The following is an 18,004-nucleotide window of genomic DNA, read 5'->3' as shown; positions in this document are numbered from 1 at the left end:
TTATGCCGCATGTCGCTCCGGTAGCCCGCGTGACCGCGCCAAAGCCATCAGCATCGGGCCAACCGCAAACTCGCCGCGGTGTGCCCTTCGCGTCAGATTGCGGAGATAACCTCCTGCCGATTTGATGTGTTGCGCTCTTTGCAGCATGCAGGCCATGACAGTCGCAGCATTTTCAGGGCCCATCACCTCGCACGCCTCTTGGTAAACCGACGGACTGATGGCCAACATGGAACGAATGACGATTGCCGCCGTCATGAAGTCACGCCAGCTTTCAATTTTGCCACCGGAACCGTACGACAGGATGTCGGGGCAGGCTTGGATGACCAGACCGAGCGGAAATGACTTCAGCGGCGCAAGTTTCGACGCTTGGAGGGGCGAAACTGGCAGTTGTTCGTGTTCGGATAGCACTGATCGAGCTGTATCGCTTGTGCTTGCGGTAACGTGTGATGAATGTTCACCGATGTGGCATTCAGCATTGGTGAGGCCCTGTGTCAGATCCCGAATTGAATTCGCGCTAGCGCCTGGTTCAGATTCAAAAATGTTTTTAAGATTTGTATTCTGTATATGGCGCTCAGTTTGGGATTCATTGGCGCTTTGTTTTTGTGTTTCTAGTCGTCTTTCCAATCGGATAAGCACTTCACTGCGCAGCATCTCAAGCTCCTCGAGAATTGCATTTAAATCGCTGATATGTGGGCTGCGCGGTATGGTTCCCGTAATCGACTGGAAGGTTGATTGGATCATCAGCCAATCACCGGGAGCTTGTTCTTCTAGCGCGATCTCGATCAGCTTCGCGATGTCTCGACGGCAGATGGAGAGACGTTCTTTGGTGATACGCAGGCGGTCGCGATCGGCAGCGAGTCGGGCGGCATGAGCGAAGATCTCATCGGCACGTGCAATGAGAGCTGCCACGCTGAAGCCGAAGGCCTCGTCGATTTCTCCTTTCCGATCCCGCCGGGCATATCGTTTTCCGTTTGGGCTGTCTTTTCGAATGAGCAGTCCTGCACTCACCAATGCGGCGAGGTGGCGCCTTAGCGTCGCGGGAGCAATTCCATGTGCCCGCAGCGATAATTGTGCATTGGAGGGAAAGACCACCAGGCCGTTTTCCTGCGACAAGGCATTCTCCGGGTAAAAGCTGAGCAGTGCGTTCAATACGGCAAGCGCCCGGTCGGAAATTCCAAATACGGTTCTGGCTTCGCAGAGCGCACGAAACAGTTTCCACTTGTCTATGGACTTTCCTGGCTCGATGTCGCTGGCGTCGTATTGATTCACCAACATGCCAAGCGTCATCGGCCGCCGCCCAAAAGGCGTCGTTACGAAATTCGTGTTGTGCATATCTTCGCCTCTGATCTCAGGCAAAGCGAATACGGCCACCGAAACGATTTCGATGCATTGACAACTGATTCGGGGGGAGCTATTGATATCTTCGCTACAAGAATGCAAAGGCTCTCGAATGGTTCGCCGTTTGGGGGCCTTTTCTTTTTGCCGTCGCTTACCTTTCTCTCTTCGTTTCAACCATGGTTTCTCGGTGAGATCACCGAGTTATTCCGCTTGTCAGCGGACACCAAACGGATCGAAGGTCGCGGCAAAAGAGCAATGATATCTTCGCTACAAGAATACAAAGGCTCTCGAATGGTTCGCCGTGGGGGCTTCTTCCGTTGATACGTCTATTCCAAAAATCCACGCAAAGCGCGGGGATGAAAACCCTGTCAGCTGACAGGGTTTTAAGGATCATCCTGTCCGTCGGTCGCGTCGAACTTCGCGATAAGTGCCGGCATTTCACCTTCGAGGAAGGTCGCAAACCGCGCACCGCGCTTAGATTCTGCCACCAGTCGCAGCTCTTTCTTCGAAATTTGGAGCCTTGCCAGGGATTCACCGCGCCGATCGAGAAGATCCCGACCGGGCAGACGCGCCGCCGCAGGGATCTTCAGCACACCCATAGCTTGACTGAACCGCTCATTGGACATCAGTTGCGAAACCCTGTCAGTTGACAGGGTTTTTCTGATATCGGCCAGTGCATCGGGTTTCGCTTTTAACGATCCGCCGAATTCGACCCAACGCGGGCGCCCGACTTTTGGTGCACGACCGATCGCCTGGATGACATCGATGGGAACGACCCGATAGACCGCGCGCATACGCGCAAGCTCGGCGTCGTCGACCCCAAGGGCGGCATAAATGTCTCTCGGCCGGATGCCGGCTTCGTCCATGCGCCATGCAAAAAGCGCTCGCTCGATCCAGCTCAAATCTTGACGTGCGGCATTCTCGATACCCTGCACAACAACAAGGTCCCGATCCGACATCTCCAAAATCAACGCCTTTACCGGGCGCTGAAGCTCACGTGCGGCACGCAGACGGCGATGCCCGTAGATCACCTGATATCGACCCGTCAGCGTTGGATGAAGGCGGACCTGTATCGGGATTTTTTGCCCTTCTTCTTCGATGCTCTTCTTGAACTCCGCAAAGGACGCGTCGTTGTCGTCAGGAAGCCGGTCGGGGAAAGGTGACGGGTCGATCAAACCGGCATCGATCTCCGTCGAGCCACCCGATCCCGCTTCCAGCATGGCAAGAAGGCGGTCCCGCTCGCCCCTAAGGTCGCTGATGGCCTTGTGAGTGGCACCAATTACGCCAGCGCCCACGCGCGCGGGCACTGGGGACGGCGCCGGTTGCTCAGGGTTCTTTTTGGTATCGGCATTGATGTCGGCTGCGAGCAGGCCAAAGCTTGCTGCGAGCGATGACCTTTTTGGGGGCTTCGTCATCCACGCCCCCAGCTGCTTTTTATCAAGTCGAGGATTGCATCATTTACCGCATCCATCGCATCACGGGCTCGGCGATGCGTGTCGCGGCCGACCTGGCCCATCTCCAATTCGTAAAGACTGCGCTTGGCGAGGCCGGCGGCCTCGATTGCAGTACTTTCGACGGCCGTCGGCAATATAACGTCATCGCCGAAAAGATGGCGAAGCATGGCCACGACCTGAGACTGCGGCTGGTCATTCGGATCATGACGGGTGATGAGGTAGCGGAAAAAATCCTGCCTCAACACGGCGCCGCTCTCGCTCAGAACCTGAATAAGATCCCCCATCATCAAGAGGAATTGGCTCATCGAGGATACATCCAGCATTGCCGGGTGAACGGTCACGATCATCCCCGTCGAGGCATGAATGGCGCTAAGCGTGAGAAAGCCGAGGGAAGGAGGAGTGTCCAGAATCACCACGTCGTAACGATCCTTGACCTCGTCCAGGGCAAGCTTCAGGCGCTCAAAAAACATCCCTTCGCGGCTGCCCAGTCTTTGAGCGAGGATACGAGGCGTCTCGTGCTCGTATTCCATAACCTCTAGATTGCCCGGAATAAGATCGATGCCATCGAAATAGGTTTGATGGATGATCTCTTGCATCGGTCGACGTTCGTCGTCATACCGTAAGGCGGCGTAGATAGTCTCGTTGGCTTGCACATCGAGCTCAGGTTGGAAACCGAACATCGCCGAAAGCGAGGCCTGTGGATCGAGATCGATCGCGAGAACACGGTACCCGTGGAGCGCGAGATATTGTGCAAGATGGACGCTGGTCGTCGTCTTGGCGCTGCCGCCCTTGAAGTTTGCAACCGCGAGCACCTGGAGATGTTCTTTGTCCTGCCGATAGGGAAGAAACCGCAACGCGTCCGAAGGCTTCTGCTCGGCAAACATGAGGCGCAGTTCATTAATCTGCTGCAGCGTATAGGCGCGATGATTGTTTTCAAGCCGGCTGGGGACTGGTCCGCGGCCCTCATTGGACAACAGCTTTAGGGTCGAATCGGGAATGGAGGTCAATTTGGAGACTTCATTCGTCATGAAGTGCCGTAGACTCTTTTTTGCCCTTGGCGGATACATGCGCGTCCGAAGCGCCTGGAGCTGGTTCGAAAGCATACCGGCGTGCCGGACGATTTTGGCCGCAGCATCCTCGGAAAAGGTATCTTCCTGCTCGATTTGTCTTGTTAGCGCCATCTGTCCCTCTTGGCGGTCTACAGTCGTTCTATCGACCACCGCCCGCTAACAAAGGACATGATTCTGTGTTTACGTCCAGCAAAATAAGGTTTGCACCGTCTTAACGCCATCCCTGGATAGAAAGAAGAACAACAATTTTCCTCATGTTTTCCGCAACTTAGCTACATTGCTGCCTGAAACGGATGCCTACATTAGAGCTCCAGCGTAGATAGAAGCGGTTGCATTCAAGCGGCAGAATTGTCCTTCGAGCCGTCAATAACATAATGAGTCGCGACTCGCTTTTTTGTGACGACAGCGGTGCATAACGCCAATCTCTTGACTATCCCGCGTCGCGCCCAAGAAATCGCTGGGGGCTATGAGCCGTGGGCTTCCAAGGTCTTGAGAAACTCCAAAAGCACGACTGCGTGGTTGTGCACCGGATCCTTTGCGCCGTACACCAGCGTCACGGGTCCATCTAAATGGAGCAGCGTCTGAACGGCCGGGTTCGATGCCAGCTCTTGCCGGTATCTTTCCCGAAAGTCCGCGAACCGTTCCGGCCTATGACCAAACCACTTCCTGAGTTCCGGGGATGGGGCCACATCCTTGATCCAGTCAGCGAGCTTCGCTTCGTTCTTGGATAGACCGCGTGGCCATAGCCGATCAACGAGCACTCTTCGCCCGTCTTCGTTTGCGGGTTCCTCATATACTCGTTTCAACTTCAAGTGTGTGGGAGCCATTCAAAAGCCCTGACCATCTCGGAACATGCTACCGGCCATGTAAGCCAAGCGTTTACAGCGGTAATCGGCGTTGAGTATATCCGACTGTCGCAAAAAGTGGACTGTTGTCGATGCAGCAAGGCCCCTCGCGCGACAATATTACCCTCGCCTCGTTCCGGGCAGATCGGTAACGTCGAGAGACTGAGCCGCGTTTAGTGCAGGTTCCGAAGTACCGCCAGTGAGGAGAATGATCGATGGCAGCCCATACAGACAATACTGACCGCCAGCCCAAAATAGCCGTGATAGGCCTCGGCTCCATGGGCATCGGCATGGCGCTGTCGCTTCGAAGGGCCGGGCTGGACGTGATCGGTTTCGATGTCTCCCCGGCATCGATGGATCGATTTCTAAGGGAGGGCGGTCGATGCGGCCAAACCCCGGCCGAGGCTGCCGAAGGAGCAGACATTGTCGTTTCCGTGGTCGTCAATGCTGCGCAAACCGAGGCGGTGCTTTTCGGTGAGGACGGTGTCGCTGCGGCAATGTCTCCCGCCGGCGTCTTCATATCCTCGGCGACAATGGATCCTGCCATCGCAAGGAAGCTGGCTGAACGGTTGGAAAAGGACGCCCGGCACTATCTCGATGCGCCTATATCGGGGGGGGCCGCAAGGGCAGGGACCGGCGAACTGACCGTCATGGCATCGGGTTCGAGCACAGCTTTCGAAAAGGCGCGGCCAGCTCTCGATGCCATGGCGTCGAAAGTCTACGAACTCGGGCCGACAGCTGGCACGGGGGCCGCATTCAAGATGATCAACCAGCTTCTAGCAGGAGTTCACATCGCTGCTGCCTGCGAAGCGATCAGCCTTGCGGCCAAGCAGGGCCTCGATCTGAATATGGTCTATGAGGTCATCACGGCATCGGCAGGCAATTCATGGATGTTTGAAAACCGCATTCCGCATGTGCTGTCGGGCGATTACAGCCCGCTCAGTGCCATCGAGATCTTCGTCAAGGATCTGGGGATCGTCCAGGATATGGCGCGAGCCGAACGATATCCGGCACCGATTGCGGCTGCGGCGCTGCAAATGTATCTGGCCGCCGCCGGTGCCGGCATGGGGCGGGATGACGATGCCTCCCTCGCCCGCGTCTATGCGCAACTTTCCGGGGCGACTCTGCCCGCAAAGCATGATGGCAAACCCTGACGCCTTTGGAGGTTTTGCCGGAATTCAATCGGCTTGGCGGGCCGAAACGGAACGCAAGAACGGGGCGTCAGCCCAACTTTGCCAGATGACGGAGCCTTTTCAGAGATTCGATGAGCAGTCGCTCGTTTGCCAGCATCCCTCGCAAGTGCGTTCTTGCCAAACGCTCGACCAATGCATCTCCTTGAGGAGTGAGGCCGACGAGCACGCTTCGTTTATCCTCGGATGAGGGAATCCGTAGTGCCAGTCCCGCCGTCGCGAGCCTGTCCACGAGCTGTACGGCGCCGTGATGCTGAATAAGCATTTGATCGGCCAGATCACGCAGCATGATCTGGCTCCCGGGCGCAACCTTGATGACCAATAACGCCTGGTATTGCTGAGACGTCACGCCTGCCTCAGAAACGGCCGCCTCGCTGAATGAGAGAAACCGCCGCATGACAAGGCGCATACCCGCGAGACCTTCGTAGACGCCAGGATCGAGCACCTCATCGGTCGACGGGTCATGTTTGTTCGGGCGCTTGAGCCGCTTTCCGGAAGGCATTCCAAAATTTCCTTTATTTATATCACGTCATGATATACTTTTTAATCATATCCGCCAGGGGAGGAGCGATGGCGGGCTCCGATGCCGGATGCCGGCAACCCCTGCGCTTGCAAAGCATATCTTAAATCCCATCGGTTGAAAGGGTCCGCGCATGGACGACCTCAATGCCAATATCGACGGATCAATCGTCTTGGATCGCGACGTGCGCTTCTTTGGGTCGGTTGCCGGCACGTTGACGGTTCCCGCCGGTCGCCGGTTCGAACTGCACGGAAGTGTTGGTAAGGATCTCATTGTCGAGAAAGGCGCAGCCGCAATCGTTGCCGGAATAGTTCACGGCACGCTCATCAATAAAGGCGGAGACGTCTTGTTGACCGGGGTTGCGGAGCGCTTAGAGGATCGTGATCCCGCCAGGCCCACAAGGAGGGAAGCTGTTTCCTAGACGTTTCTACCAGCTGACATCTTGCGATACACCTGCTTGTCGATTGTCACCGTTAGAGTTTGCAGAAAATGCGGAAGAACATCGGTAATGCGGGCAGCAACCGGCTCCCCATCGTATGGCGATGGGGGATAACAGTTATTTTAAGTCGATTGTATGAGATGATAAATGCGGCCAGTTTTCTTGGGCCGCTTGCCTGTCCCTTGCTGAAGTCTCCCAATCGCATGAATGCACTCAGAAATGCACTTCTCATATTTCCTATCCTGACGGTTTCGGCCTATGCTGAAACGCCGCGAGCAATTCCCGTTGCAGATCATGCGGCCGACCGCGCTGAGGTCGTGGAGAAAGTCCTGGCGAAGACAAAAGGCCGGCTCCTATCGTTTCATCCAGGCAAGAAAAAATGTACCGTCGTCATTCTCTTGCGAAAAGAAGGCAGGCGCCCGGAGAAGGTCGTCCTGCAAATCGATCGCGACCTGACTGCCGATGATGCGGAACAGCTCCTCAAATGATCCGTCGAAATATGCATGCGGAGCATCGTTGCCGGAATAAGAATTGTTCCTGACAACGCCCTGATGCTAAGCGTCTGAAACACAGACTGCCGCCCGCCTTGTTCCTCGGAGCCGTTTTTTTCAATGACTTATGTCGTTTCCATTCTATTTGGGCTTACCTATCTCGGGATGGCGCTGGGGCGTGTCCCCGGACTTCGGATCGATCGGGCCGGCATCGCACTGATCGTTGCCGTCGTGCTCGTTGCGGCTGGTGCGGTTCCGCGTGGCGCAATGAGCGAGGCCATTCACTTTCCGACGCTGCTGCTGCTCGGCGGGCTGATGATCCTGTCTGCGAGAGTTGGCGCCAGTGGCTTCTACGGCGAGATCGCCACGTGGATTGCGCGCCAGGCCGGACGGCCGCGCCTGCTGCTGGCTTTGACGATTGCCATTGGCGGCATCCTCTCCGCCTTTCTCGTCAATGACATCGTCGTCTTCGCAATGACCCCGCCACTCTGCGCTGGCCTTGCTGCCCGCGATCTTGATCCTCGCCCCTTCCTGCTCGGGCTCGCCGCGGCAAGCAATGCCGGCTCGGCGGCGACCTTGATCGGAAATCCCCAAAATATCCTCATTGGACAGGCAGGTGCGCTTAGTTTCTGGGGCTATTTCGCAGATGCGGCTATCCCGTCGCTTGCCGGGCTAGTTATCAGTTACGGATGCGTGGCTTACGTTTGGCGGGCAAGCCTCAAAGCGCCATCAACGGACGCTCCGTCCGAGGCAGTCTCCTTCGACCGTCTTCAGGTGGGCATAAGCGGTGCGGCGCTTGTTCTGTTGCTCGTCTTGTTTGCCTCCCCTCTGCCACGCGAGATCTCGGCTCTTCTCGTCGCCGCGTCACTGATTGTCAGCCGCACGCTCCCGAGCAGGCAGCTTCTCGATGAAATCGACGTGCCTTTGCTCATTCTGTTTGCGGCGCTGTTCGTCATCAACGATGCGTTTGCCCGAACCGGGATTCCGGAAGAGGCCGTGCGCACGCTGGCGAGCTATAACCTGCTACCTGATCGCATCTCTTCTCTGGTGCCGATCTCGCTGCTCCTCAGCAATACGATTGGCAATGTTCCCGCAGTTGTGATGATCCTGAAGGTCTGGCACGGAATTCCGGAAGGGATCTTGGTGGGACTTGCCCTCCTTTCCACACTTGCCGGCAACCTGCTCCTTGTCGGAAGCCTCGCCAACCTGATCGTCGCCGAACGGGCGGCTGTCCAAGGCGTACGGCTGACGTTTCGCGATCACGCCAAGGCCGGACTGCCTATGACGATCCTTTCCATGCTCGTCGCCGGCCTCTGGCTTTGGATCGGTGGCTATATGGCACTGTAGCCATCTGGAAGAGGCGGATAGGCGTCGGCACCGAGCTGGGTGGACGAGGGGCCTCGATTTCCGTGAGCGCCAGTCTTGAAGTCGCCCGCCGATAGCGGACGTACCAGCCCCTATTGTGGACAGCCGGGCAGGCTAGCAGTACACATCAAACGACAAGGCGGGATCAAGCGTGGTGAAGCTCCGTTCCCTGGATGGCAGAAAGCTTCCAGTCCGAGCCCGGCTTGCGCACGAAGGTCCAGATCTCGGTCGTTTCCGAGGCATTGCGATCGTCGCCGTCGACCAGCCGGCCGGTTGCGCGATCGACCAGCGCGTCGACGCTCGAATAGCGCATTGCCAGGGTGGCGTATTCGGCATTGTCCTCCCGCCAGGCCTCGGCGATGTCGCCCTGCAGCAAGCGAACATTGGTGACGCTGTTGCGGACGCCTTTGGTCGCGTTCTCGCCAAGCTCCTCGGCCAGATAGGACATCGCCTCGGGCGTCGTCAGCCGGCGCAGGGTGCCGTAATCCTCGGAACCATAAGCCGACTGGATTTCCGTCAGAAGCTGTTCGAAACGGTCGAGATCGGCTTGCGATAGCCCGATCTCGTCATTGGCCTGGCGCGTTCTTGGTGCCGCGGCGGCCGTTCCGCCACCGATTGTCGGAATGGAAAAAGAGGGACGCTGCGAAGCATTCATATTGTACGACGCGTTCGGTCCGGGTGCCGCGTAGGGGGTTCGTTGGCGGTTCGCAAAAAACTGTATGGCAAAGCGGATAGCCAAGAAGATCAGAACGACCTGCAGCAGCATGCCGAGGAAACCGAAGCCGCCGCCGAATCCGTGACCGATCAACATGCCCAGGATGCCGCCGGCGATCAGTCCGCCGATCATCGACCCGCCGAAACCGCCGAACAGGCCGGGACGCGGCTGCGCATTGATCGGCGGCTGCGTGGCGGTTTGGGGCTGCTGCGTTCGAGGCGCCATCGTCCGATCGATCGGCGCGGCTTGCGTCGGAGCTGTCCGCGTTGTGGCGGGAGCGTCGAAGGTTCGCGTTCCACGGCTGCCGAAGCCGCCGAAACTGCCGGCGCGACGCGCGTTGGCATCGTCAAAGCTCGTAAGGCACGAGGCCGTGGCAAGCACGACGATGGCTGCGATCTGAGCGAAACGCGGTACTGCACTGAACATTGGTTTTTCTGTCCTTGGGCAGAAAGATGATTTGCAAGGTATATAGGGACGCTATTTTGCGATTATAAGTCGGCGGGAAAGTGTCCGGCTGGAAGAGACAAGCCGGACCCTCAATTTGCGAGGAAGTTTGAAGCGTGCACTAGTGATATCTCGGTAGATCACCCGGGCTTCAATTTCCTATAGTCATGCGGCGATCGAGAACTTGCTAACCGTGTTTCGACCAGCGCGTTTAGATGTGTACAGAGCCTGATCCGCCTGGTTCAGCAACGTCACCAGGTTGGCCCGAGCGTTCGGTGCTGTTGAGATGCCAATGCTTAGCGTCGGCTCTATGTGATCATGGCGCAATTGTGCAGCTTCTTGGAACCGCGTTCTGATCCGCTCCGCCACGAGAAAAGCGGCCTCAAGATCTGCCTCCCGCAGAAGAACGACGAATTCATCTCCGCCCTGTCGAGAGATCAAGTCCGTCTTTCGGATCTCCGACCGAATGATCTCCGTCACAAGGCACAGGAGTGCGTCGCCCGCATCGTGGCCTTCGCTATCGTTGACTGCCTTGAATCGGTCCACGTCGATCAAGAGGACGCAGGCCGACAGCGAATTGGCTCTGGCAGCGTTTTGTGTGTGACGTTCCGTCATCTCCAAAAGGCCCGCCCGGTTCAGCGCGCCAGTCAGGGGATCGTGCAAGGCCAGCCGCTCCCAGTTTTGTTGGCGGCGTTCGCTGCCAACAAGCAGCATCGTCATCGGGCGCAGGCAAACCACGGTGACGGCAATGATGGCCAGGAAAATGTGGTCGGAAGGATTGGCGTTCAAAGCGCCGAAAAAAGCCAGGTATGTTCTTGCGAGGAAGACGAAGCCGGTTGTCGCGAAAACCGCCGCCAGCGCCCAGGCGGTCTTAAGGTGCTCCTTTCTCGCGATATGCACGCCGACATACGCCACGAAAAATTCACAAGCTGCAAACACCAGGGACATTATCCCGACCCGAACGCCATACCCGCTTTCAGCGTCTCCAAGCAGAAGCGCTCCGAAAAGTGCAGACAAGACAAGGCACGGCCAAACGAAAAACGGGGTTTGTCGTTCTGCGAGTGCCCGGGCGCTAATCACCGAAGTCAGGAAACCCGCGATAGTCAGACCGTTAGCGCAGGTTATGGTTACGAATTTCGGAGCCCACTCAAGCGAGGCGTTTGCGGCGAAACCAGAACCAAGCAGTAGATTGCTGACGCTGCACCACAAGACCCAAGCATCTCGCCTACGGACGAAAGCCTTCCCTAAAAGCAAGGCCCCAAGACACAAGCAGATGCAAGCGACGGTGAAATACAACGTACGAAGGTCAAGCATGATATCCTCAAAACGCTTCGTATGTATCATACCGAGACACGCTTAAGGTTCTGTGATCATCGACAGGTTCGACGCCCGCTATTGTCGATGGTGAGATCGCCGACACCGGCTTTCCCGTTCCGGATCAGGTTTCGGCTCCTCGTCCAGTCATTGGATAGTGATCGCAGGGGAATTGAATTCGCCTCATGGTGGGAGTGCCTCCGGTCGGATACATTTCATTACAAGAGGACCGTTTCCGGACACATCCCCGATACTTCCGATTCCTACCTGTTTGGTCGTGCCAACCTTCCTCGTCCATCAGGAGAATATCGATATGCCAGTAGCAAGATCCTCCCTCTATGTCCGCCTGCTTGCCACCTCCGCGGTGCTTGTGAGCATGGGCTTGCCCATTGCTGCGCGGGCCGAAACCGTCCAGCCCGCCGCCGCTACGACGCAGTCGCAGGACGCGCCTGGGCAAGCCGTTGATACGTCGATACGCCCGTTTCAATTCCATGCCTCTGACGAGGCGCTTGCGGACCTCCGCCGCCGGATCGCTGCGACGAAATGGCCAAGCCGGGAACTGGTGAAGGATGCGACCCAGGGCGTCCAATTGGAAACCATGAAGAAGCTCGCTGACTATTGGGCGAACGACTATGACTGGCGCCGAGTGGAAACGAAGCTGAATGCGTTGCCGCAGTTTGTGACGAATATTGACGGGGTCGACATCCATTTCATACATGTCCGTTCCAAGAACAAGAATGCCTTGCCGATCATCATCACCCACGGCTGGCCCGGTTCCATCATCGAGCAGATGAAGGTCATCGATCCGCTGACCAATCCGACTGCCCATGGCGGTGCCGCGGCGGATGCCTTTGATGTCGTGATCCCCTCATTGCCGGGATACGGTTTTTCCGGAAAGCCCACCGAGCTCGGCTGGGATCCTGCCCGTATCGCTCGGGCCTGGACCATTCTTATGAAGCGGCTTGGCTATACGCGGTTTGTCGCCCAAGGAGGCGATTGGGGCGACGCAGTCACCGAGCAGATGGCGGTGCAGGCTCCGCCGGAACTCCTCGGGATTCATACAAACATGCCCGGCGCCGTTCCCGACGACATTCAAAAGGCCCTGGATGCCCATGAGGCGGTGCCCGCCGGACTTTCGGCTGACGAGAAACGCGCCTACGACCAGCTCGATTTCTTCTACAGCCATGGGCTTGCCTATGCTCAGGAGATGCAGGCCCGGCCGCAGACTTTATATGGCATCGAGGACTCGCCGATTGGCCTTGCATCCTGGATGCTCGATCACGACGCACGCAGCTATGAACTGATCGCGCGTGTTTTCGACGATAAGAGTGAAGGCCTGACCAAGGATGATGTTCTCGACAACATCACGTTGTACTGGCTCACGAACACTGCGGTATCTTCCGCGCGCCTCTACTGGGAGAACAAATTCGCCTTTTTCGCTCCGAAGGGAATTAAGATCCCGGTCGCCGTCAGCGCGTTTCCCGATGAGCTTTATCAGGCTCCGAAGAGCTGGGTCGAGAAAGCATTTCCAAATCTGCTTTACTATAGCAGGCCGGAAAAAGGCGGGCACTTCGCCGCCTGGGAACAGCCTGAAACGCTGACAAACGATCTTCGTCAAGCCTTCAGGCCGCTGCGCTGACCGAAACGTCATTGGCAAAGCAAGACAAGCACCCCTCCCCTTGATGGGCTATGGCATTCACACATTTAGAATTGCCTATGGAGTGGAGTTCTGATTCTTCTGCAAAAAGCAGGAGAATTAAGCGATGGGTGATTTGAGCCTGGGACGGTTTGGCGACCGTCGCTTGGAAAAAGGGGGGTGTTCTTGCTGGAGCGCCTTGTTGAGACGGCTGGCCAGGGGATGCGGGTGCGCAAGCTCGGCGGCAATCGGGCTGGAGAGATCCGCTTGAGCCGGTTTTTGCGCAATGATGCGGTTGATCCGCAGGCGATGATCGATGCGGCGGCGTTGCGCACGGCCAGCCGTTGCGCGGATCGGCATATCTTGGCCATTCAGGATACGACGGTGGTGCGCTCCGGCGGCGGTGGCGGTCTTTACCTGCATGCGATGATCGGGGTCGATGCGGATGATGGCGCGATCATCGGCGCGATCCATGGGCAGTTTTTAAGCCGCGACAAAGGCAAGCGCGGCACGCAGCGCGCGCGTCCGATCGAGGAGAAGGAAAGCTATCGCTGGCTGGAGGGCGCCGACCGCGCCGCGCAGGTTTGCGCGGCCGCGCGCCACATCACCGTCATCGCCGACCGCGAAAGCGATATCTACGAGGCCTTCACCCGACGGCCCGCCAATGTCGATCTCGTCATCCGGATGGCTTGGGATCGCAGCTTCGGTAAGGACCAGCCGTCGCTGTTGGCCATGGCGGACGCCTTGCCGGTTGCGGCAAGCCTGGCCTTCACGCTGCCGGCCAAGCCGGGCCGCAAAGAGCGCGACGCGCAGTTGGCGATCCGCTTCAGTGCGGTGACATTGCCGCGCCCGAAGAATGGCATCTACAACAACGTCCCGGATGGTGTGCGCCTCTTTCTGGTGGATGTGCGCGAGGGCGCACCGCCGCCGGGCGAGACGCCGATCCATTGGCGGCTGCTGACAACCTACGAGGTGTCGGATGCAGGCCAGGCGGCGGCGGTCATCGCCCTTTATCGCCGCCGCTGGGCAATCGAGCAATTGTTCCGCACCCTGAAGACGCAGGGCTTTGATATCGAAGCCCTGCGCATCGAGGACGAGGTGCCGCTGAGCAATCTAGTGATGGCCGCCTTCGTCGCGGCCGTGATTGTGCAGCAACTGGTGCATTCGCGCGACGGCGCTCCTCCGGGCGGCGCCTTGCGCCCCATCGAAGACGCCTTCGAGCCGAGCGACCGGCCGCTTCTGGAAGCCTTCAGCGCCAAGCTGGAGGGCACGACCGCCAGACAGAAGAACCCTCATCCCAAAGGCTCGCTGGCCTATGCCGCCTGGGTCTGCGCCCGCCTCGGCGGTTGGACCGGCTACTACGGCAAGCCGGGCCCAATCGTCATGCTCGACGGCTGGCAACAGTTCCAAGCAGCCAAGCGCGGCGTATCCCTTCTCCTCTCCGCTTGCGACTATGTGTGAATCTAATAGCCTTGATGGGGGAGGGACCTCACATCGAGGTCGCGCCTCAATGAGGTCGTCAGGCTATCAGGCCGTTGAAAACCGGATCGATATGCGCTTTCAGATAAGTGGTCTTCTCCAGAATTCTTCGATCATCAAAGATAAGCTTGAAGACCAGAAAGGCGATCGCAGAAGCCACGACCGCAACTCGGTCATCCTCGTGGTCCAGATAGAACACCTTCGAAGCGAGGGCGTGCCGCCATGGCAGACTGTTATCGACGCAACCGAGCATCGAATGCGTCCAATCGTACTGACGGCGGCTGCGGCAACACTAGCACTCATCCCGATCGATGCCGAATCGGAGAAATGGCAACTCGCCCACGCTCCCGCACATGCTTAGGATCTGGGTGACCGTTTGCGGTCGCCCACTCTCAGCGCCTGACGATCGGAGGCGGATCGGATTGGAAGCGATAGTTGACATTTACCAGCCAAACAGCAGTGCCGCACCGCTTTGCCCATCGCCGCGCTGCACGACCTGCGTGTCAGTGTTCCTTCCGAATTGGAAGATGCCATAGGAGTTGTCGTTGCCGCTCTGCTGCAAGGTAGCGGAATGACCGACACCCTCCTGGCGAACGATACCGAGATTGTCCCGGCCATTCTGTCCGATGCCGGCAAGATTGTTTCGCCCGAGTTGGCGAATGTGGGCCCCATTGCGCCATCCGTTGTACAACGAATAGGCCCGCAAACCGAAGTCCATTGCTTCGGCATCTTGTGCGGTCTGCGGCGAAAGGTAAAATCTGATCGAGCCGCCAGCCATGGCAGGGCTTGCGAGCGTCGAAACGCCAAGCGATGCAGCAATGGTGGCAATTCCTAGAGCGTTGACGAACTTGCGGGTCATGGTTGCCTCTCCTTGTCCGGCCTTCACCAGCCGATGCCCGACCTTGACACAACCAAGCTGAACCCGATCGGAAGATGCCGTTCAGCCGCCATTCAACTGTCCGGAGAAGGGCTCGGGCCGCTTGGGTGGCCTTGTGCTCGATTGTCGCGAGCACGCAGCCTCGATCCGTCCAGCGTTTCACGGAATCGCTGGACGCTTCCATTTTGCTGTTTTGGCGCGATTTCGAACGGAGAGCCGCTCAGCACTTCCCTGGGATTGCTCCTAGAACGTGCCTGACACCTGCTTGGTGCAGCTGACGCTGGTTCCGGCCACCGTTACCTTGAGCTTCACATTGTAGGAAGCACCGCTGGCGCCGACGCTCATCCGGCCAAGCGAAGTCGAGCGACCGGCCGTCGCTGAAAATTCGCCACCCTGCCGGATGTTGGAGGCGCCTCCGTCACCTCCGCCGGACACGGTGACACTATAGGTGCCACTCACACCCTTGTCGGAATACACGACGGGTTCCAGGAACACGGTATCGCCTTGAATTTTATCCTGAATTTCGCAACGAACTGGCCCAGCGTCCGGGCTGTCCATATTGAAAACGGTGTTACTTGCGCCGGCGGCGACCAATCCGGCGAGCGTGATCGCTGCTGCGAGGGGAATACCTCTATGCGAGCTAACCATGGATCGTCTCCTTGTCATAGCGAGGGACGAGGCCGGGAGCCACGAGTCCCGGCCCAGTCACGCAAAGGTTAGGGGCATGTCTGGACGAAAGCGGCGACATTGCCGCTACCGCCTTGATTGACATCGGCAGTGCAACCGTGTCCGACCTGGACACCGGCCGCGATGTTGCCATTGCCGTCCTGCGTCAGAATAGCGGTGTGGTTCGAGCCGAATTGTCCGATACCAGCCACGTTGCGGCTACCGTACTGATATGTGGCGCCGTAGTTGTTGGTGCCTTCCTGGCCAACGGCCGACAGGTTGCGGTGGCCGTATTGTTGTCCGATGGCGGTGTTGTAGCGGCCGTCCTGGTAAAAGTGAACACGGTTCCTGTAGCCGTTCTGCGCGCCACCGGCAGAGTTCTGCCAGCCGTATTGTTCGATGCGCACGTCGTTTGCCATTGCGGGGGTGATGACAATGGCGCCGACGGCAGCGGCGAAAAGGGCGCTGATAATGGACTTGCGGATCATTTCGACCTCTCCTTCAGTGCGGATGTGACCGCGGTTGAACGGCTCCTTTGTAGGCTAGCCATCCAGAACGGATGCTGAAGGCGGTGTTCATCGGAAATTCACAGCCGTATCGTGCGCGCCGGCATATATGGCATCCGGCTTTCTAGGCGATCTGCGGGGCCGGGCGGCAAGATTTTTTGATATGGAGAAGTCGGGCGGCCGAGCCGGCGCTTTCCTTCAGGAACCGCGAGAGGCGCTTCAGTCCCTCGCGAAGGATTTCTTCGCCGCTTGCGTAGCCGATGCGCAGATATCCTTCCATGTCCATGACGCCCGTGCGCTCAAGGAGGCGGATACAGAATTCTTCAGACGAGATCGGCAAGTCGTACTTCAGAAGCGCCGTCGTTCCCGACTTCGGCTTGATCCACGATGTCAACGGCTCGGCGTCCACCCAGTCGGACTGGATAGGCCCCGCTCCCTCAAAGCTTGGGATCTAACAGCTAGGCCTCTTCGTAGATCAGGTCCGGTGCGACAATCCACTCGCCACGACGCAACGATATCACGTCGAGCCGCCCCCGACGATCCCGCACGGCCATTCCGACGAAATGGTAGCGGCTGCCGTTCCTGTCGATTACTGAACCGCGTATCGGGTTGCCGCGAACGTGACCCACGACCGGCCCGACGCCCCTGGTGCCGTTGAGGACGAAGTATTCATGCGGAATGCTGCGGCTGACCATTATGCGCGAACCTCGCGGTGGACGACCAGATTTGCAGGCCCTTTTGTCTCGGTTTCCACCTTTGCGGCTGAACGCTTCGGTCGCAGTGGCCTTTTCTTCTTGATCTCGACCACGAATGGCTTCCGTTGCGGCTGCATTTTATATCCTTTCGAATTCCGTATTTCAGATGAAGACACACTCGACCTGGCCAAGCTGGCCGAAGTCGACTGCCAGGTGCTGACCTGCCGAGACCTGATGAATTGTCGTGCAGGAACCGGTCGCGACGACGTCGTTGGGTTCAAGCTGACGGCCGTTCGCTGCAAGTTGCCTCGCGAGCCAGACAACGGCGTTCATGGGATTGCCCATGATCGATGCCGACTTCCCGGAAAAGACAGTCTGCTTGAACAAAAACGTCGTGACGTCGATCTCCGAGAGCTCGGCAGGTGAAACGCCCGGGACGTGATTGCCGCAGATCGTGGCAACATGCAGGCCGAAGTCTGCGATCGCAGCATTGTTACCCGTGAAAGCCTGGCGGGTCCTGCGACCGATAATTCCGATCGCCGGTCGGCAGTCCAGGATGGCGTCGTCCGCAGTTTCGATATCGATGGGCTCGCCGGCATCGGGATAGGCCCGGAGCATCGTGAACGCGAACTCGCACTGGACGCCCATCGTACCTGGGGGAAGCCGGAACTCCTGTACGCCGCAGAGAAGAGACAGAGGAGGTATCTCGGAATACACCGGTTTCGTCAGACCCAGCGCCCGGCGAGACGCGTCGCTCGTACCGATGATCGCAAAGCCCTTTCGCTCGAAACCCAGAACATCCTGCGCGGTCGCCTGGATGTCGTATGCCTCCCTTTCCGAACCGATCAGGTTCAGGGGAAGATCGCAGAGATCGTCATGGCGTCGGCTCCTGGCAAGGATGCCGGCGGTGGCGTCCTTAAGTTCGAAATACATCGCATGCTCCAATTCGCAAAATTGGCT

General features: G+C 58.1%; 19 protein-coding genes and 2 pseudogenes. 7 read left to right on the top strand and 14 right to left on the bottom strand.

Annotated elements, in window-relative coordinates:
* From repC to CCGE525_RS34135, 4 genes are all read right to left on the bottom strand, one after another.
* Window positions 1-1,332, bottom strand: coding sequence for a plasmid replication protein RepC (repC, locus tag CCGE525_RS34155; RefSeq protein ID WP_120708560.1), 1,332 nt, complete (start codon window positions 1,330-1,332; stop codon window positions 1-3).
* Window positions 1,333-1,721: 389 nt separating this feature from the next.
* Entirely contained in the window at window positions 1,722-2,753 is a 1,032-nt protein-coding gene (gene repB / locus CCGE525_RS34145; protein ID WP_120708558.1) for a plasmid partitioning protein RepB, read from the bottom strand.
* Window positions 2,750-3,973 (bottom strand): plasmid partitioning protein RepA, encoded by a 1,224-nt coding sequence (gene repA / locus CCGE525_RS34140; protein WP_120708557.1) that lies wholly within the window; start codon window positions 3,971-3,973, stop codon window positions 2,750-2,752. Before repA ends, repB begins: the two co-directional genes overlap by 4 nt.
* Before the next feature lie 353 nt (window positions 3,974-4,326).
* Complete coding sequence (locus tag CCGE525_RS34135) at window positions 4,327-4,689, bottom strand: DUF488 domain-containing protein (RefSeq protein WP_120708556.1); 363 nt, start codon at window positions 4,687-4,689, stop codon at window positions 4,327-4,329.
* Between the two features lie 233 nt (window positions 4,690-4,922).
* On the opposite strand from CCGE525_RS34135, the gene ltnD reads away from it, so the two are divergent.
* Window positions 4,923-5,861 (top strand): L-threonate dehydrogenase, encoded by a 939-nt coding sequence (gene ltnD / locus CCGE525_RS34130; RefSeq protein WP_120708555.1) that lies wholly within the window; start codon window positions 4,923-4,925, stop codon window positions 5,859-5,861.
* A 67-nt stretch (window positions 5,862-5,928) separates the two neighbouring features.
* Here the strand turns inward: ltnD and CCGE525_RS34125 are convergent, their stop codons facing one another.
* A complete protein-coding gene (locus CCGE525_RS34125) occupies window positions 5,929-6,399 on the bottom strand; it encodes a MarR family winged helix-turn-helix transcriptional regulator (RefSeq protein ID WP_120708554.1) in 471 nt (156 codons plus the stop codon).
* 151 nt (window positions 6,400-6,550) lie between these two features.
* On the opposite strand from CCGE525_RS34125, the gene CCGE525_RS34120 reads away from it, so the two are divergent.
* The 3 genes from CCGE525_RS34120 (at window position 6,551) to CCGE525_RS34110 (ending at window position 8,694) form a co-directional block, all read left to right on the top strand.
* Window positions 6,551-6,838: a hypothetical protein gene (locus CCGE525_RS34120; RefSeq protein ID WP_120708553.1), complete on the top strand. Its 288-nt coding sequence runs from the start codon at window positions 6,551-6,553 to the stop codon at window positions 6,836-6,838.
* Window positions 6,839-6,906: 68 nt separating this feature from the next.
* Window positions 6,907-7,344, top strand: coding sequence for a hypothetical protein (locus CCGE525_RS34115; protein ID WP_162950388.1), 438 nt, complete (start codon window positions 6,907-6,909; stop codon window positions 7,342-7,344).
* Window positions 7,345-7,467: 123 nt separating this feature from the next.
* Window positions 7,468-8,694, top strand: a complete 1,227-nt coding sequence (locus CCGE525_RS34110; RefSeq protein WP_120708551.1) for an SLC13 family permease — start codon at window positions 7,468-7,470, stop codon at window positions 8,692-8,694.
* Window positions 8,695-8,857: 163 nt separating this feature from the next.
* Here the strand turns inward: CCGE525_RS34110 and CCGE525_RS34105 are convergent, their stop codons facing one another.
* Together CCGE525_RS34105 and CCGE525_RS34100 are read right to left on the bottom strand one after the other, a co-directional pair.
* Entirely contained in the window at window positions 8,858-9,853 is a 996-nt protein-coding gene (locus CCGE525_RS34105) for a Tim44 domain-containing protein (RefSeq protein ID WP_120708550.1), read from the bottom strand.
* A 183-nt stretch (window positions 9,854-10,036) separates the two neighbouring features.
* The gene (locus CCGE525_RS34100) at window positions 10,037-10,819 is read right to left on the bottom strand and encodes a GGDEF domain-containing protein (RefSeq protein ID WP_162950387.1); all 783 of its coding nucleotides are present in this window, start codon (window positions 10,817-10,819) and stop codon (window positions 10,037-10,039) included.
* Between the two features lie 679 nt (window positions 10,820-11,498).
* On the opposite strand from CCGE525_RS34100, the gene CCGE525_RS34095 reads away from it, so the two are divergent.
* Together CCGE525_RS34095 and CCGE525_RS34090 are read left to right on the top strand one after the other, a co-directional pair.
* The gene (locus CCGE525_RS34095; RefSeq protein ID WP_120708548.1) at window positions 11,499-12,824 is read left to right on the top strand and encodes an epoxide hydrolase family protein; all 1,326 of its coding nucleotides are present in this window, start codon (window positions 11,499-11,501) and stop codon (window positions 12,822-12,824) included.
* A gap of 177 nt (window positions 12,825-13,001) precedes the next feature.
* A complete protein-coding gene (locus CCGE525_RS34090; RefSeq protein ID WP_245472257.1) occupies window positions 13,002-14,282 on the top strand; it encodes an IS4 family transposase in 1,281 nt (426 codons plus the stop codon).
* Between the two features lie 58 nt (window positions 14,283-14,340).
* Here the strand turns inward: CCGE525_RS34090 and CCGE525_RS38580 are convergent, their stop codons facing one another.
* Window positions 14,341-14,553 carry a hypothetical protein gene (locus CCGE525_RS38580; RefSeq protein WP_162950386.1) on the bottom strand — a complete coding sequence of 71 codons (213 nt, stop codon included), beginning with the start codon at window positions 14,551-14,553 and terminating at the stop codon, window positions 14,341-14,343.
* Between CCGE525_RS38580 and CCGE525_RS39940 the strand changes: the two are divergent.
* Window positions 14,464-14,646: pseudogene (locus CCGE525_RS39940) on the top strand (hypothetical protein); the annotation flags it as partial. The gene CCGE525_RS38580 and the pseudogene CCGE525_RS39940 sit on opposite strands and share 90 nt — an antisense overlap.
* A 96-nt stretch (window positions 14,647-14,742) precedes the next feature.
* Here the strand turns inward: CCGE525_RS39940 and CCGE525_RS34080 are convergent.
* The 6 genes and pseudogenes from CCGE525_RS34080 to CCGE525_RS34055 all read right to left on the bottom strand — a co-directional run bounded on the left by CCGE525_RS34080 (window position 14,743) and on the right by CCGE525_RS34055 (window position 17,977).
* Window positions 14,743-15,159, bottom strand: coding sequence for a curlin (locus CCGE525_RS34080; RefSeq protein ID WP_120708547.1), 417 nt, complete (start codon window positions 15,157-15,159; stop codon window positions 14,743-14,745).
* Window positions 15,160-15,420: 261 nt separating this feature from the next.
* A complete protein-coding gene (csgH, locus tag CCGE525_RS34075) occupies window positions 15,421-15,825 on the bottom strand; it encodes a curli-like amyloid fiber formation chaperone CsgH (protein WP_120708546.1) in 405 nt (134 codons plus the stop codon).
* A gap of 68 nt (window positions 15,826-15,893) precedes the next feature.
* Window positions 15,894-16,331 (bottom strand): curlin, encoded by a 438-nt coding sequence (locus CCGE525_RS34070; RefSeq protein WP_120708545.1) that lies wholly within the window; start codon window positions 16,329-16,331, stop codon window positions 15,894-15,896.
* Window positions 16,332-16,473: 142 nt separating this feature from the next.
* Window positions 16,474-16,773 (bottom strand): annotated as a pseudogene (locus CCGE525_RS34065) (hypothetical protein); the annotation flags it as partial.
* Between the two features lie 34 nt (window positions 16,774-16,807).
* Entirely contained in the window at window positions 16,808-17,044 is a 237-nt protein-coding gene (locus CCGE525_RS34060) for a hypothetical protein (protein ID WP_120708544.1), read from the bottom strand.
* A 162-nt stretch (window positions 17,045-17,206) separates the two neighbouring features.
* Window positions 17,207-17,977 carry a 2-keto-4-pentenoate hydratase gene (locus CCGE525_RS34055; protein ID WP_120708543.1) on the bottom strand — a complete coding sequence of 257 codons (771 nt, stop codon included), beginning with the start codon at window positions 17,975-17,977 and terminating at the stop codon, window positions 17,207-17,209.
* Between the last annotated feature and the right edge of the window lie 27 nt (window positions 17,978-18,004).

Origin of the sequence: Rhizobium jaguaris, from assembly GCF_003627755.1 — a bacterium.
GTDB lineage: Bacteria > Pseudomonadota > Alphaproteobacteria > Rhizobiales > Rhizobiaceae > Rhizobium > Rhizobium jaguaris.
This window is presented reverse-complemented; position numbering and strand designations above follow the sequence as displayed.